The sequence below is a fragment of the Pontibacter burrus genome, assembly GCF_010686685.1.
Classification (GTDB): domain Bacteria; phylum Bacteroidota; class Bacteroidia; order Cytophagales; family Hymenobacteraceae; genus Pontibacter; species Pontibacter burrus.
In genome coordinates this window covers 338,284-354,034 of record NZ_JAAGWD010000003.1, presented here as the reverse complement: position 1 = coordinate 354,034, position 15,751 = coordinate 338,284, and the positions used below count along the sequence as shown (strand labels likewise).

Genomic DNA, 15,751 nt, shown 5'->3' with positions numbered 1-15,751 from the left:
ATCAAACTATGCACCAGAACCTATATTTATACTTCAGACGCCTAGGGCATGCATTACTGATTATCAGCACGATATGCCTGCTTGTGTGTATAGTAGGTTATCAAACATTCGATCCGGTTTTGTGGGGTTGGAGTGGTATATTGCTGCTTATAGTTGGAAGCCTTTTGCTTATAGTTCCGGGAAGATTGCGTGAGCATGTGGCACATCAGAATAACGATATCTGCCAACAGCAGGCAACTACCCGAGGCTGGTCTGCCTGGCTACTAGGTGTTGTGCTTACAGGCTTTTACGTGCTGCTTTACTGGTTTCCGTACACCTTGCAGGGACTTGTATTTGCCTTAGAGCCGCTTAGCCAATGGTTGCGGCAAAAGCCTTCGGATCATTGGTTTGTGTATGGCGCCTTTTATACGCTTGCCGTGATGCTAATGGGTGTTCATGCACTGCTTAAATACCGGAACAACCGATATCACCTCATCCGTACCTGTTCTGTGATCTTCTTCCAGTTGGGCTTCGCTTTTATATTGCCGGGTCTGCTGCTGGCTTTTAACAAACCTGAGTTTTATTTCAGCTATTTCTGGCCTTTAAAGTATGATTACCTGTTCCCGAGCACGGTTGGTTATCTGGTTGATAATGGTGCTGCCTTAGGCGTTTTTATGGTATTCTGGGGCGCTGTGGTGTCGTTTGTGGCAACGCCTGTGCTTACTTACTTTTATGGCAAACGCTGGTATTGCTCATGGGTCTGCGGCTGCGGCGGCCTCGCCGAAACCGCTGGTGACCCTTACCGCCATCTGTCCGACAAAAGCCGTAAAGCCTGGCAATGGGAAGTGGCCATCATCTACCCTATCCTGGGTTTCGTCATCATCACTACGCTGGCACTCTGGGTAAATTCGTGGTCTGGGGGCAGCTTACTCGGCGACTTGTCTGGTGGGTTTGCCCGTACCTATGGTTTCTTTATTGGCTCAATATTTTCCGGGGTTATTGGCGTTGGCTTTTACCCAATCATGGGCAACAGGGTGTGGTGCCGGTTCGGTTGCCCCATGGCTGCTTACCTGGGCATCCTTCAGAAACACTTCTCCCGTTTCCGGATCACAACAAACGGTGGCCAGTGTATTTCCTGCGGCAACTGCTCTACTTACTGCGAAATGGGGATTGATGTGCGTTGGTATGCTCAGAAAGGCGAGCCTATCATCCGTTCTTCCTGTGTCGGTTGCGGTATCTGTGCTCATGTTTGTCCGCGCGGGGTTTTGAAGTTAGAGAACGGTCCACGTAACGATCGCTATGCCGGAACTATACTCATAGAACGCGATTCGCTGCAGATTCTTTCTTAGGTTGATTTTTTTCTTATTGTAGAGCGGGTTGTGGAGTGGAGTAGCTTTAAGCTATAGCTGATAGTACGTTTCTGAACGAAGGCTTTATAGTTTCTATTTCTGTCATTTCTAACAAAGTGAGAAATCTATATCAGACTATAGCTACCTATAGCTGCTATTGGACATAAGCAGTTCGTGCTATAGTTGCAGCTGATCCTGGGAGCTCTAAAAGCCTACAGTTTCAATCCCGCTTTGGTGCGCTCATGGCCGCGGGGCCCCGTCTTCGGGCATCGCGCGGCTGCCTTCTTGCTATCCTCCTGCGTCGGATTGCCTGCGGCACCGCAACAAGTCAAAGGCGCTCAACCCAAAGACTGAAATCTTTCGATAGCTAAGCTATAGTTTGATTTGAATGGCAATAGTTCTGTGGCCTTTCCGTGATGGTAATTCCAAGGGGACAGGTAAACCTGCCCTGCTCTTGGAGAGTAACTATAGCACGATAGCCTACTAAACTCTAGCAATGGCAGAAAGTCCCCCTTTGAAGGGGGTGGGGGGATGACAAACGCCAACTATAGAACTACAACTCAAACTATAGCAAGAAAAGTAATTGTCCCCTTGAGGACAAGTGAGAACGGGAGTTCGAAACTTGCGAGCGTAGTTCATAGGGATGTTAAAGCAATAACTATAGCAGGTTAGCCCCAACTACAACAAAGGCACTAATTTTAAAAATCAGCTAAATCCCTTAAATCACTGGTCCTGACTGACGCAACTAGAACACTAACAAAAAAAGCGACAGCTGTGTGCTGTCGCTTTGATATTTTGGCTAGAATAAGCTAAGCTTTCTGTTACTGGAGCTCTTCCTGCTCCATATATTCCCACATAGCATCTTCGCTGGCGCCTGTTTTAGCGGCATAAATCAGCATGGTCGTATATACCCCGATCAGCAGGAAGCTGAGCGGAATAGAAAATACGAAAGATACAATGAGCGTTTTAACCGGATCTGCTTTCGACTTCATTTTGGTAGATGCATACCAGAAGAACAAAACATTAAACACACCAGATAATGCAACAAAATTCAGAAGATCTAACATGGGCTAAAAGTTTTTGAAAAGCAGAATTTCAGTTTGTATGTCACTTCAACTATTCTTTTACAAGTATAATTCCTTCAGTTGAAAATTCGTTTTTTGCTACAATGTATCTACAAAATATTACAAATTCCCAGAATCAGTGTAATGCAATTTAAAAGCCGTTTTATTAAAACGCAACTTTCAATATAAAAATAATTATAAACATTCAAAACATACTATATTTATTTAGGTCTATACATTGCTAGAGCGTTTCCTCAGCCAGCAAGGGCTATCTCATTGATAAACAAGTATCTTTGTATTGTGCTATCAACTGCTGTGCCATTCCCGTATAGTTAGCTGGCTGTAACGTTAGGAATCTGTATATTTAACGGTATGAAAAAGAAACTGGTAGTATTAACTGGCGCAGGCATCAGTGCAGAGAGTGGTATTGCGACCTTCCGGGATGCGAACGGACTATGGGAAGGATATGATGTGATGGAAGTGGCCTCACCGCAGGGCTGGCGCAAAAACCCGGAACTGGTCCTGGACTTTTATAACCAGCGCCGGAAAAACGCTGCTAATGTAAAGCCAAATGCCGGCCACTCTATACTGGCAGAACTTGAAAAAGATTTTGATGTGCAAATCATTACTCAGAACGTGGACGACCTGCACGAACGCGCTGGTTCTACGAATGTGATACACCTGCACGGCAAACTTTTTGAAAGCCGCAGTACGCTGGATGAGCGCCTGGTTTACAAAATAGAAGGTTGGGAGCTTAAGAAAGGCGATAAATGCGAGCGTGGTTCGCAGCTGCGCCCTAACATTGTGTGGTTCGGAGAGCCGGTGCCGCTCATGGAAAAAGCTGTGGAAGAAACCCTGCAGGCCGATATTTTTCTGGTTGTAGGCACATCGCTGCTCGTTTACCCGGCTGCCGGTCTCGTAGACCTGGTTCCGGAAGACGTACCGGTATTTGTGGTGGACCCAAAACTACCTCAGGTAAGAAAACGCCCGAACCTGTACCTGATCGAGGATAAAGCCAGTTCCGGAATGGAAAAGATAAAACAGATACTGCTCGAAAAATATAAGTAATCTATAGTTGTCCCCAGTCTGCTTCCGGTTTGTACCAGAGTTGCCCCTGCGCTATCTGCAACGGCGAGGCTATGTTGTTATGGTATAGTTGCCCTGTTCCCAGCCCCTGCGGCATCGTTAAACTATAGTTTGCTGTAAACTGACTGATCGCATTCAGCCCGATGTTGGACTCCAGCGCTGAGGTCATCCACCAGCCTATGCTTCTTTCTTCGGCCAGGTTTATCCAGTGTGCGCTTGCCTGCATGCCCCCTACCAGCGTAGGTTTCAGGATGATGTACTGCGGTTTTATCGTTTCGAGCAAGTTTACCTGCTTCTCAGCTTCCTGCACCCCGATCAGTTCTTCGTCAAGGGCAATGGGAACGGGCGTGTAGGCACACAGTTCGGCCATTTGTTGCCACTGCCCCTGCTTTATAGGCTGTTCAATACTATGGAGGTCGTAGCGGGCTAACTTTTCGAGTTTCTTAAAAGCATCCTGCGGCGTAAAAGCACCGTTGGCATCTACCCGAATGGTGAGTTCCGTTGCCAGAGCGACTTCGCGAATGCTTTGCAGTAAATCGAGCTCGGTCGTAAAATCCAGGCCGCCAATTTTTAGTTTCAGGCAGTTATACCCTTGCGACAGCTTCTGCGAGATTTGCTCCTGCATAAACTGCTTATCTCCCATCCAGATAAGTCCGTTTATCGGTATGCCCTCTTTACCGGCGCTAAAGGCATTCTGGTAAAGCAATCGTTTCCCTCCCTGCTGCAGATCGAGCAACGCGGTTTCGAAAGCAAAGCGCAGTGCCGGCAAGTCGTGCAGGTCCAGCAGCGTTACAGCATCTGTAAAGCTCAATTTATCCAACTCCAGCCCATTCAGCTTCTGGCAGACATTATCCAGTTTCTGTGGCAAGTCATCCCTGTGATCTATGCTCAGGCCTGGCAGCGGTGCGCACTCTCCTACGCCCACTACATCGGGCAAATGCTGATCCCATAGTTTAATGTAATACACCTGGTGCCGGGCCATAGCGCCGCGCGAGGTACGTGCATCAAACTTAAACTGAAGCGTATAAGGTACAACTGAGCAATGCAGGGCCATAAAATTTATAGTTGATGGTTGTTGCAATTTAACGTAAACCCACCAGAAATACGTAAGCAAAAGAAGATTAACCTAAAGCCGGCAACTCACTGCCAAATAAAACAGCACCCAACTTATGCATCAAACTATAACTGATTTAAGCAAACTGCAGCGCAGGCTGGATGAGGTAAGAAACCGAACAGAGCTGATTTGCCAACCGCTGGAGCCTGAAGATACGGTTGTACAGCCAATCATAGATGTTAGTCCGCCGAAGTGGCACATGGCCCATACGACCTGGTTTTTCGAAGAGTTTGTTTTAAAACCGTACCTGTCAGACTATAAGGTTTTTCACCCAAACTATAGTTACCTGTTTAACTCATACTACAATTCGGTTGGCAACCGTGTGCAGCGTAACGCACGCAGTACGCTTACACGCCCGCCATTGCGCGAAGTTTATAGTTACCGGCAGCACGTAAACGAGCATCTGCAAAAACTACTGGCCACTGCCGATGAAACCAAACTCGACCAATTGCTACAAGTTATAGAACTTGGCCTGCAACACGAACAGCAACACCAGGAACTGCTCCTGACTGACATCAAATATATTCTGAGCACAAACCCGCTGCTGCCCGCCTATAGTGCATCTGACCCACCACAAACTATAGCTACGCATGTGCCGGCTACTTATGTGGATGTGCCTGGAGGCATTTACAAAATAGGCTATCAGGGCAATAGGTTTTGTTTTGATAATGAGCTGGGCGTACACGAGGTATTGCTTCAGGATTTTCAGGTAATGAACAGGCTGGTTACAAATGCAGAGTACCTGGAATTTATGGAGGCTGGTGGCTATACCGACTTTCGGCATTGGTTAGATGAAGGCTTTACCTTAGCCACTACAGAAAACTGGAAATCACCGCTTTACTGGATCACAAAAGATAACAAATGGCAACGCTTCACCTTATATGGCCTGCAGGATATTAATCCCGAAGAACCGGTAACGCACATTAGTTTTTACGAAGCCAACGCCTACGCCAACTGGGCCGGCAAACGCCTGCTCACCGAGTTTGAATGGGAAGCAGCCGCCCTGGTTTATCCGGCTACTGCAAACTATAGTTCAGACTTGATCCGGTTAGGACCACGCGCAGCTGAACCGGAACAGCACGGTCTGCAGCAACTATACACCGATGCCTGGCAATGGACCTATAGTGCGCATCATCCGTATCCGGGCTATGCAAAAGCGGAAGGTGCGCTTGGCGAGTACAATGGTAAATTCATGATCAACCAGATGGTGCTGCGCGGAGGTTCCTGTGCCACACCGCCCGGCCATACCCGCATAAGTTACCGCAACTTTTTTCCGGCAGATAAGCGCTGGCAGTTTACAGGTATACGGCTTGCTCAAAAATAAAAATCCGATGACGATTCAAAACTCCGCTACCATCCGGTTCACCGGCCTGACCCAACCTGGTGGTAACTCCGGCAACCAGTTTCTGCAGGATATAATCATGGGGCTAAGCCGCAGCCCAAAACAACTGCCCTCTAAATACTTTTACGATGCCGAGGGTAGCCACCTCTTTCAGCAGATCATGCACCTGCCCGAATACTATCTGACCCGCTGCGAACACGAGTTACTCCAAACACACCAGAAAGCTATAGTTGGGCAAATAGCCGCAGAGGGGCCATTTCAGCTAATAGACCTGGGCGCCGGCGATGCGCTCAAAACCAAAATCTTGTTGCGGCAACTCGCAGCGCAGCAGGTAGCGGTAGAATACGTGCCTGTTGATATTTCGGGAGATGCGCTGAAGGAATTGTGTACTGCCCTGCAACAGGAGATGCCAGCCATGCCCGTTCATGCCATAGCTGGAGATTACTTTACTGCCCTGGATTGGCTGAACAACTATAAGCCCGGGCGTAAAGTGCTGCTCTTTCTGGGTTCCAACATCGGCAACTTTGCACCAGATGATCAGGTAAGCTTTTTGAAAAAGGTACGCGCCAGCATGCGCCCCAAAGACCTGTTGCTGATGGGAACAGATCTTCATAAGGACCCGGAAATCATTCTGAAAGCATACGATGATGCTTCCGGTGTAACAGCCGCCTTTAACCTAAACCTGCTGCACCGTATGAACCGGGAACTTGGCGCGGATATCCAGGTCGGGCAATTCAGGCATTTTGCCCTTTACAACCCGCAGCAAGGTGTTATGCAAAGTTTTCTGGTCAGCCAGGTTAAGCAAACAATTACCCTGAAAGCAGCCTCACAAGCTTTTACTCTGCAGGCCTGGGAAGCAATCCATACAGAAAACTCATGTAAATTTACGCTTGAGCAGGTTCAGCAGCTTGGGGCCACCACCGGCTTTAAAGTAGATGCGGTATATCAGGATAAAAACAACTACTTTGCTGATATTTTATATGCACCCAATTAATCTATGAAACTACTGGACCTGTCATCAGGAGCAAGCTATTTCCGGAGTCCGGATGCTGCTATAGCTGCTGCTATAACCGCATTACAAGAAGGCAAAACCTACTATGGTCCCTCCGAGGGCGATGCAACACTGCGCCAAACTATAGCTGCGCGCTACGCACAGGCAAATGTAACGGTAGCACCCGAACAGGTAATGGTAACGCCGGGCACTAAACATGCGCTATTCAATCTAATTACTGTACTGCTGCGCGAGGGCGATGAAGTTGTGATTCCCACGCCTGCCTGGTTTGGCTTTTATGAGCTGCTTAAGTATAGCAAGGGTAAACTGGTAACGATAGAAACAAAACAGGAACAGAACTATAGTTTAACCCCAGACGACATCCGCAGAGTTCTCACTCCCAACTCCCGGATATTGCTGCTCACAAACCCGGGCAACCCAACCGGGCGTATTTATAGTAAAACCGAACTGGAAAGTATCCTTGCACTGTTGCATGACTTTCCGGAACTATACCTGATAAGCGATGAAATTTATGACCTTGATACTTACGGCAAGCCTTTTACTTCTGCCCTTGCCTGCCAGGGGCCGCAGGAAAGAATAATTGTCGTTAATGGCTTCTCTAAAAACTTTGCCATGTCGGGCTGGCGCATCGGTTACATGGTGGGGCCCGAAACTATAGTTCAGCAAAGTACAGATTTTCAGGCGAGCACGTATTCTGGTGTCAGCCAGTTTATACAGGATGCCGCCGTGGCCACATTGCAGCAGCAGGACAATGCCCTGCCCCCGATGCTGGAAGTACTGAAGGAAAACCGCCAACTCATGAAAGAGGGCCTCTCCGCTATTCCCGGCATTTCATTTTTTGAGCCGGAAGGCGCCTACTACTTCTTCCCGGATATGCGTGCTTACATTGGCAAACAAAATTCAGACGGACAAACTATAGCTACAACCCAGGACCTATGCAATTACCTGGAGCAACAGCATAAGCTTAAAGTAGCAAACGGCGACCTGTTTGGCGGTATTGGCCATGTACGGATGTCGTTTGCAGTGGAGAAGCCCGTTTTGCAGCAGGCAATGGATAAATTAAGAAATGCTCTCCAACAGCTCAAACCTGCCCTTAGTACCAACAACAAGTAATTATAAACTATAGCTTCCGGTAAAAAACTGCTATTTTTGCAGCCCATTCCCGATTGCTATGGATACTGCCACTTACAGAGAACACTTTTCAAAAACATTTTTTCTTGCTTACCCGGTGGTACTTAGCCAGTTGGGCCACATTATGGTAAGTGTGTTCGATAGTTTAATGATCGGGCAAATCGGTACCATTCCGCTTGCTGCGGCGTCGTTGGGCAACAGTATCTTTATGATCGTGATGGTTTTTGGCCTTGGGGTGTCCTATAGTCTTACGCCGCTGATTGCCGGTGCCGAGGGCCGCGGAAACTATACCCGCATCTCGTTGCTGTTGTTAAACGGCCTGGTTTCCAACCTGCTATTGGGCATCCTGCTGTTTGTGGCAGGTTATTTTCTGTCGCCTTATATTACGCTGCTAAACCAACCTGAAGATGTAGTGAAGCTGGCTATCCCTTACCTCAACATCCTGTTCCTGTCCATGGTACCGCTTATGCTGTTCCAGGCGTTCAAGCAGTTTGCTGAAGGGCTGTCGTTTACCAAGCAGTCGATGTACATCATCATTTTTGCCAATACGGTCAATATTTTCCTGAACTATGTGCTGATATGGGGTAAACTGGGTTTCCCGGAAATGGGTATGCTGGGTGCAGCCTGGGCAACGCTTATATCCAGGGTACTTATGGCACTTATGATGGGTGGATGGGTACTTTATGCCCGCAGGTTTAAGGTTTTCCGCCATTTCTTACGCTGGCGTCATCTGTCTTTCCTGCACACCTACCGCATCTTTAAGCTCGGCATTCCTATTTCCGGGCAGATGATATTTGAAATGGGCGCCTTCAGTTTTTCTGCCATTATGATTGGATGGCTCGGCGCAAAACAACTGGCTGCACACCAGATTGCTATCAACGTGGCTTCGGTTACTTACATGATGGCCAGCGGAATTGCGGCCGCCGCAACTATACGGGTAGGTAACTTAAAAGGCCTTGGCAAGTATAGTTCCATGCAGAAAGCTGGTAACATCAGCTTCGCTATGGGTGCACTCTTCATGCTGGCAAGCGGACTCCTGATGGTGGCCGGCAACACGCTCATCCCGATCCTGTATATCGATGATGTTGAGGTGATTAAGATAGCTTCTACACTGCTTCTGTTCGCTGCACTTTTCCAGATCTCGGATGGCGTGCAGGTAGTAGGGCTTGGTGCACTGCGTGGCTTAGAAGATGTACGCATTCCGGGCCTGATCTCACTTGTTGCTTATTGGGTGATCGGTTTACCTGTTGGCTACCTGCTCGCTTTTAAACTCGGATTTGGAGTAAGCGGAGTGTGGATGGGTTTAGTGATAGGTTTGAGTATTGCTGCTTTATTGCTATTTTTAAGATTTAAAAAACTTAGCAATCAGTTAGTTACACGTTAAAGTGCAATAGGCCGGCACTTTATAAACAACACTGCTGTTAGGTGGTAAATATAAATCTTTTAGCCAAGATGAATTTTCTTTCCCTCTTTCTGTCGCTGTTGGCGGGCTTGTTTGCGCCTGCGCTAGCACCTGGCATTATCGCCTCTGAAGAATCCAAAAAAGCCACCACGCACATTGCCTGGTCTGCCGACCGCCCGTTAACCTGGGGTGATTTTAAAGCGCAGCCCGACTCCCTGAACCCGCACCATGCCCTTACTGCTGCTAACCTGGCAGTAGATGCGAAATGCAATGCTAATAAACTTGAGTACGATGTAAAATGCGTGTTCCTTGCAAACGAGTCCTGGACCAAAAACATTAAATCGGACAAATTACTGCAACACGAGCAACTGCATTTCGACCTGACGGAAGTACATGCCCGCCAGCTTCGCAAAGAACTTAAGGCGCTTGGCACAGTTTGTCCTGATGCAAGACCAAAACTGGCAGCTACCGTAAATGCTGCCTTTGCCAGATGGAAAGCCGAGCAGGATAAATTTGATGCACAATCAAAACACGGCCTGGATGCCACAGTATCTGCTGAGTGGGAACAAACCATTGCAGCCCGCCTGAAACAGCTCGAAAACTATAAATAACAGCTTGCCATAAACTATAAGCAGGCCTCGGCTATAGTTATCAAACAACTATAGCCGAGGCCTGCTTTGTTAATATCGCTTAAGCTTTAGGTTTATCCAGATCTTTAACGGCTGGTCCTGTAATTACTTTCCCGAACGGGTCGAAGCGGGAACCATGGCACGGGCAATCCCACGATTTTTCTACGCTGTTCCAGTGCACTACACAACCCAAGTGGGTACAAATTGCTGAACACTCATGCTTGGCACCATCTTCATCGCAGTACACGGCAATCTTGCTTTTTCCTCTGCCTATTACACGGCCAGTGCCGGGCTGTACTTCGTTCGCATCCTTTACTTCGCCGCCCTGCACAAGGTCTGTATATTGTGCTGCCACATTCAGGTTCTCTTTCAGAAACTCCCCTGTTGTTTTAATACTCACCCTGGCTGGGTCGTAAATAGTTGCCCACTCGTTGGTGCGTCCCATAATCAGGTCTGTGATCAGGATACCGGCTATAGTTCCGTGGGTCATGCCATGGCCTGAGTCGCCGGTGGCAATGTATACATTCTCGGCATCGCCGGGGTTCCTGCCAATAAATGCCAGCGAATCCACAGGCTCCAGCACCTGGCCCGACCAGCGGTACACCACCTCTCCTGCCATCGGGAAGTGGAGTCGCATCCAATGTTCCAGTTGCTGAAAACGCAGCTCGGGGTAATTATCCTGGCCGGTTTTATGATCTTCCCCACCAACTATCAGGATATCATCCGCCCCCTCACCTGCATCTTTATCTGCCTCCTGTATGCGGATGTAGTGATAAGGGTCCTGCATGTCCCAATAGAGCGCGTCCGGCACAGATCCTTTTGGCACCCGTGCTCCTATTACATAGGTGCGATAAGGGGCCTGTTTGGTATGCATGGTTACCATGTCGTTTACCGGCGAATTGCTGGTAACTACAACGTGGTTGGCCGTTACGGTGTGGCCGCTTTGGGTAGTAACAACAGCCACAGCACCCGATTTAAAATCTACAGCTTTGCTTGAAGTGTATATTCTTACATCTTTGTTTAATAACGCATTAGCAAGACTAGATAAATATTTCAGCACATGAAAACGCCCCTGGTTCGGGAAGTGCAGACAAGGAAGCGAAGTAAGTGATTCCAGCGGACAGGATTTACGTAATACCACATCGCGCCATCCTAATTGATGAACCGCTTCCAGTTCCTTTACAAGCTGCTCTTCCTGCTCGGTGTTGTTGGCAAACATGTAGCCATCCACCCGTTTAAAATCACAGGCAATCTTTTCGTCGTGTATGATCTGCTCTATCTTATCTATGGCTGCCATGTGGCTCTGTATGGCCAGCCGCGCACCATTTGCACCAAACAGTCGGATAAGTTCCGGAAACCCATCATCAAGCGCACTGGCAAGGTGGGCAGTCGTACGGCCGGTTTCGCCTCCGCATATCTCATCTTTGGCTTCCAGTATCATGACCGATTTGCCTTCCTTCATAAGGTTGTAAGCTGTAGTTAAACCGGCTATACCGGCGCCAACTATACAAACATCGCAGGTTACGTTTTGCTGAAGCGAGGGTGTTGCAGGCATAGCAATGCCATCTACCCAAACAGATTTACTTGCTCCGGAATAATTTTTCATAGTTTATGGTGTGTGCGTGTGTAGTTTCGGCAGCTTTTGCAGTGCCGTTTCCTTTATCAGAAAGGCTGAATAGGATTACGGCGTACGGGTGCTTATGTTACCTGTGCAACAGCCGGCAGTTTGTGCTGGCTGCATTGCATTAAGCAGGCAAATAGTATATTTGGGAAATACAGATCTAACAGATAACCGATGTACGCACCTGAGCAACCACAGCCAACTATAGACTGGCAACAATTTGAGCAAACCGATATACGCGTAGGAACTATACTGGAAGTGCAGGAGTTTCCAGAGGCCCGTAAGCCAGCCTATAAACTAACTATAGACCTGGGGCCGCTCGGAATAAAAAGATCAAGCGCGCAAATAACCAAGCATTACACGCCGGATACACTGATCGGGCGCCAGGTGCTGTGCGTGGTAAACCTGGGCAGGAAACAGATAGGCAAGTTTGTTTCTGAAGTACTAGTAACAGGCTTTGAAGACGAGAACCGCGATATTATACTCGCGCAACCAGCAGGCAAAGTTCCCAATGGCAGTAAACTGATTTAATTCCGTTACTCTACAGGTGCAGTCATCAGGATATCAGGCCGCTTTCCGTCGCGTTTTTCGGATTGTACGGGAGGGTCTAGCAGAATCAGCTCGCTGTTCTGCACGGAGTCTGTAGCACTGTCGCCTGTTTTAGCTGCAAGTTTGGCTTCGCGTAACGTCAGGGTATCAAGTACTGCTTCATATAAAAGGTCCATTTCCCGCAGATTATCAGCATAGTACTTATAAGACTCGTGGAATGCTTCTGGCGTAACACCGTGCTTTTCCAATATTTCCTTATGGCGTTTATTATACACCATAACCGCCGAATCAGGATAGCTGATATTGGATTCTATCAGTGCTTCCATTACGTGTACATCTGCCAGAATCTGGATCATTTTCACTTCCGGAACCGGATTATCAGCCGCTGAAGTATTTTTCTGTTGCCCGCAGCCAAACAGCGAAAGGCAAAAAAGTATGGAGAAAAGTCTTTTCACGGATGTAAATTACGGGAATATGTCCTAATTTTAAAATCTTACACCAGTACAACAGCAGTATGAAAGAGCTTGTTCAAAAGCTGCGTAAATACGAGATCAGGATAAGGAAGGCGATTACCACCCAGATGCAGGGCGATTTTCACTCGGTTTTTAAAGGTACCGGGCTGGAATTCGACGATGTGCGCGCCTACCAGTATGGCGATGATGTGCGCACCATTGACTGGAACGTAAGTGCTAAAGGGCACGGCACATTTGTAAAAACATACCGCGAAGAAAAAGAACAGTCGGTATTCCTGATGCTGGATGTAAGTGCTTCGCAAACTATAGGAACAGGCAAGCAACAGAAAATTGATGTCGGTAAAGAGATCTGTGGTGTTTTGGCCATCTCGGCTGCGCGCCAGCAAAGCCAGATCGGCATTATCTGCTTCTCCGACCGAAAAGAAAAGTATATAAAACCAGCCAAAGGGATTGAGCAGGCATACGCCATTATTAAGTCACTGCACGAACTACAGCCTCAGTCGGCAAAAACAAACCTGGGCAGTGGCATTCGCCTGACACTGGATATCATCAAACGCCGCAGTATTGTTCTGCTCATCTCCGATTTTATAGATGTGAACTATGAGAAAGAACTACAGATGCTGGCCCGCAGGCACGACCTGATTGTAATACAGCTCATAGACGTGCGCGAACGGAAAATGCCGGGTATGGGCATAGTTCCAGTGTTGGATAAGGAAACTGGCAAAACTGTTTGGCTGAACACATCGGGAGAAGAATTCCAGAAAAAGTATTTTGTGCAGTACCAGCAAAACCAGGAAAACGTGATCCGCATCTGCCAGAAATACCAGGCCAATTACCTGGCCATTCAGGCAAATGAAGACTATGTACCACAGCTTGTGAACCTGTTCAGGCTCCGCAATAAAACCACCAAAAAAAGTGCATAGGTTACTGCTTTTTATAGTTATCACACTCGTTCCATTGCTGGTATGCGGGCAGCAGGTTACCCGGCCTATAGGTTCCTTCAGTTCCGATTCGGTGAAGATTGGTGTGCCCATTACTTACACGCTGGTGCACCGCCATGCGGATACTCTTGAAATTATACTGCCCGGCTCTAACTATAACTTTGCTCCCTTTGAGCTGGTCCGAAACGATTTTTACCCTACCAATACCCGAAATGGCATCAGCACCGATAGTGCCGTGTATACGCTTCGTACGTTTGACACGGCGCCGCGACAGGCCTTAAGCCTGCCTGTCTTTGTCTTACAGGGGAAAGATACCATCCGTGTAGAGGGCGACAGCAGCCAGGTAATACTGCAACAACTGGTTAATAAAATAGATACTCCTTTAAGACTTAAATCACAGACGGAGCTGATGCCTGTTGCCGAGCGCTTTAACTGGCCGGTGCTGTTACTATGGGTAGTGGTAGGTACGCTGGTGTCGGGCCTCATCTGGCTCCTATTCGGGCAAACCATCAAAACCAAATACAAACTATACAGGCTCCGAAAGGACCATCTCTACTTTACCTCGCGTTACAATGCCCATGTGGATCGTTTTGTGAAGACCGGGGTTTCGCAGAGTATGGAGAAAGCCGTATCGCTCTGGAAAAATTACCTGACCAAGCTGGAGCGCAGCGCCATTAACTCCTTTACTACCAAAGAGATTGTAGAATATTACGATAATAACGAAGAAGTAAACAACGCCCTGCGCCTGTGCGACAAAGCCATTTATGGCAACGTGAATACCGAAGCTGAAGCCGACACCAAAGATGCACTGCAACTGTTGCGCCGCTTTGCTAAAACCCGCTATAAGGCACAACGCGAAATAACCAAAAATGCTAAGAATAACAGACGACATGCTGGATTGGCTGAGCCTGGAGTGGTTCAGTCTTAACACGCTCCGTTCTTTTGACTGGGTATTTCCGCTGGTGTTGTATGCACTGCCGGTAGTGCCGTTGTTGTTTGTATTAAAGTGGCTATTCACGCTGAATTCACGCAACAAGCTGAATGTAGCTATGTTCGATGGAAAGCTGCCATGGCAATGGAGCAGCCTGCTCCGCTTTATCCCGGATACGTTATTCATCCTGTTCATCATGCTGGTACTGGTTGCCCTGGCTCGCCCGCAGCAGATAAATGAGCAGGTAGAGCAAACCGCAGAAGGTATCGACATCATACTGGCCCTTGACGTTTCCGGGTCGATGGAGTTGCAGGACATTAAACCAAACCGGCTGGATGCGGCCAAGGAAGTAGCGCTGGAATTTATTAACGGCCGTGTGCAGGACAGAATTGGCCTGGTGGTATTTGCCGGCGATGCGTACTCGCTGGCCCCGCTCACCACCGATTACCAGATGCTGCGCGAGAGCATCAGCTCTATTGGCTTCAAAATGATCGAGAACGATGGAACGGCCATCGGCAGTGCCCTGGCTGTAGCCACCAACCGTATGCGCGATTCGGAAGCTAAAAGTAAAGTGGTTATCCTGATCAGTGATGGGGAGAATACCGCAGGCAGCTTAGACCCACAGATGGCCGCACAATTGGCGAAAGGTTTCGATATAAAACTTTATAGTATCGGCATCGGAAAAGACGGACAAGTACCTTATGCTTTGGATGAGGAAGGTAAGACACTTTTTGTAGAAACCAAGCTGGATGAAAGCAGCCTACGCGATGTGGCAACTATAGGCAACGGGCAGTTCTTCCGGGCAGATACCAAAGATGCGCTCCAGTCAGTTTTCAAGAGCATAAACCAACTGGAGAAAACCGAAGTTAGCGAGAAGCGCTTCCGGGATACCAAAGATTATTATCAGGTTTATCTGAAATGGGCTCTGCTCCTGCTCCTTAGCTGGATGCTGCTAAAAAACACCTTTGTAACCAACGTGCTGGAAGACTGAGGCCAGTTAGAGAGTCTGTGAGTTAAAAAGTTAGAAAGGTATAAGTTAGAAAGGTGATTTATAGTTTGTAAGTTTTTTCCTGGTTGCATTTTGTCATCCTAGAGAGATCCTGGTTGAGATTGATAAACTTTAGCTAT

At 47.9% G+C, this 15,751-nt stretch carries 15 protein-coding genes; 11 read left to right on the top strand and 4 right to left on the bottom strand.

The window, feature by feature from the left end:
* The first annotated feature begins 8 nt into the window (after positions 1 to 8).
* Positions 9 to 1,328 (top strand): 4Fe-4S binding protein, encoded by a 1,320-nt coding sequence (locus GXP69_RS08905; RefSeq protein ID WP_163914520.1) that lies wholly within the window; start codon positions 9 to 11, stop codon positions 1,326 to 1,328.
* Positions 1,329 to 2,149: 821 nt separating this feature from the next.
* Here GXP69_RS08905 and GXP69_RS08900 read toward each other — a convergent pair.
* Positions 2,150 to 2,395 (bottom strand): hypothetical protein, encoded by a 246-nt coding sequence (locus tag GXP69_RS08900; RefSeq protein WP_163914518.1) that lies wholly within the window; start codon positions 2,393 to 2,395, stop codon positions 2,150 to 2,152.
* A gap of 369 nt (positions 2,396 to 2,764) precedes the next feature.
* Here GXP69_RS08900 and GXP69_RS08895 point away from each other — a divergent pair, with 369 nt between their 5' ends.
* Complete coding sequence (locus GXP69_RS08895) at positions 2,765 to 3,460, top strand: SIR2 family NAD-dependent protein deacylase (protein WP_163914516.1); 696 nt, start codon at positions 2,765 to 2,767, stop codon at positions 3,458 to 3,460.
* 1 nt (position 3,461) lies between these two features.
* On the opposite strand, the gene GXP69_RS08890 is transcribed toward GXP69_RS08895, so the two are convergent.
* A complete protein-coding gene (locus GXP69_RS08890; protein ID WP_163914514.1) occupies positions 3,462 to 4,532 on the bottom strand; it encodes an o-succinylbenzoate synthase in 1,071 nt (356 codons plus the stop codon).
* 115 nt (positions 4,533 to 4,647) lie between these two features.
* Here GXP69_RS08890 and egtB point away from each other — a divergent pair, with 115 nt between their 5' ends.
* The 5 genes from egtB to GXP69_RS08865 all read left to right on the top strand — a co-directional run bounded on the left by egtB (position 4,648) and on the right by GXP69_RS08865 (position 10,090).
* Positions 4,648 to 5,916, top strand: a complete 1,269-nt coding sequence (gene egtB, locus GXP69_RS08885) for an ergothioneine biosynthesis protein EgtB (protein ID WP_163914512.1) — start codon at positions 4,648 to 4,650, stop codon at positions 5,914 to 5,916.
* 7 nt (positions 5,917 to 5,923) lie between these two features.
* Positions 5,924 to 6,928 carry an L-histidine N(alpha)-methyltransferase gene (gene egtD, locus GXP69_RS08880; RefSeq protein ID WP_163914509.1) on the top strand — a complete coding sequence of 335 codons (1,005 nt, stop codon included), beginning with the start codon at positions 5,924 to 5,926 and terminating at the stop codon, positions 6,926 to 6,928.
* A gap of 3 nt (positions 6,929 to 6,931) precedes the next feature.
* Positions 6,932 to 8,059: an aminotransferase class I/II-fold pyridoxal phosphate-dependent enzyme gene (locus tag GXP69_RS08875; protein ID WP_163914506.1), complete on the top strand. Its 1,128-nt coding sequence runs from the start codon at positions 6,932 to 6,934 to the stop codon at positions 8,057 to 8,059.
* A 58-nt stretch (positions 8,060 to 8,117) separates the two neighbouring features.
* Positions 8,118 to 9,461, top strand: coding sequence for an MATE family efflux transporter (locus tag GXP69_RS08870; RefSeq protein ID WP_163914504.1), 1,344 nt, complete (start codon positions 8,118 to 8,120; stop codon positions 9,459 to 9,461).
* A 68-nt stretch (positions 9,462 to 9,529) separates the two neighbouring features.
* Entirely contained in the window at positions 9,530 to 10,090 is a 561-nt protein-coding gene (locus GXP69_RS08865) for a DUF922 domain-containing protein (protein ID WP_163914502.1), read from the top strand.
* Positions 10,091 to 10,169: 79 nt separating this feature from the next.
* Here GXP69_RS08865 and GXP69_RS08860 read toward each other — a convergent pair whose 3' ends face one another.
* Positions 10,170 to 11,714, bottom strand: coding sequence for an FAD-dependent oxidoreductase (locus GXP69_RS08860; RefSeq protein ID WP_163914500.1), 1,545 nt, complete (start codon positions 11,712 to 11,714; stop codon positions 10,170 to 10,172).
* A 189-nt stretch (positions 11,715 to 11,903) separates the two neighbouring features.
* Here GXP69_RS08860 and GXP69_RS08855 point away from each other — a divergent pair, with 189 nt between their 5' ends.
* On the top strand, positions 11,904 to 12,260 hold the full coding sequence (locus tag GXP69_RS08855) for a tRNA-binding protein (RefSeq protein ID WP_163914498.1): 357 nt from the start codon (positions 11,904 to 11,906) through the stop codon (positions 12,258 to 12,260).
* Positions 12,261 to 12,265: 5 nt separating this feature from the next.
* Here the strand turns inward: GXP69_RS08855 and GXP69_RS08850 are convergent, their stop codons facing one another.
* On the bottom strand, positions 12,266 to 12,733 hold the full coding sequence (locus GXP69_RS08850) for a DUF4296 domain-containing protein (RefSeq protein ID WP_163914496.1): 468 nt from the start codon (positions 12,731 to 12,733) through the stop codon (positions 12,266 to 12,268).
* A 59-nt stretch (positions 12,734 to 12,792) separates the two neighbouring features.
* Here GXP69_RS08850 and GXP69_RS08845 point away from each other — a divergent pair, with 59 nt between their 5' ends.
* From GXP69_RS08845 to GXP69_RS08835, 3 genes are read left to right on the top strand one after another with little or no spacing between them, the layout of a single operon-like run.
* Entirely contained in the window at positions 12,793 to 13,674 is an 882-nt protein-coding gene (locus GXP69_RS08845; RefSeq protein ID WP_163914494.1) for a DUF58 domain-containing protein, read from the top strand.
* The gene (locus tag GXP69_RS08840) at positions 13,667 to 14,620 is read left to right on the top strand and encodes a hypothetical protein (RefSeq protein ID WP_163914492.1); all 954 of its coding nucleotides are present in this window, start codon (positions 13,667 to 13,669) and stop codon (positions 14,618 to 14,620) included. Before GXP69_RS08845 ends, GXP69_RS08840 begins: the two co-directional genes overlap by 8 nt.
* Positions 14,562 to 15,614, top strand: a complete 1,053-nt coding sequence (locus tag GXP69_RS08835; RefSeq protein WP_163914490.1) for a vWA domain-containing protein — start codon at positions 14,562 to 14,564, stop codon at positions 15,612 to 15,614. Before GXP69_RS08840 ends, GXP69_RS08835 begins: the two co-directional genes overlap by 59 nt.
* Positions 15,615 to 15,751 lie beyond the last annotated feature (137 nt).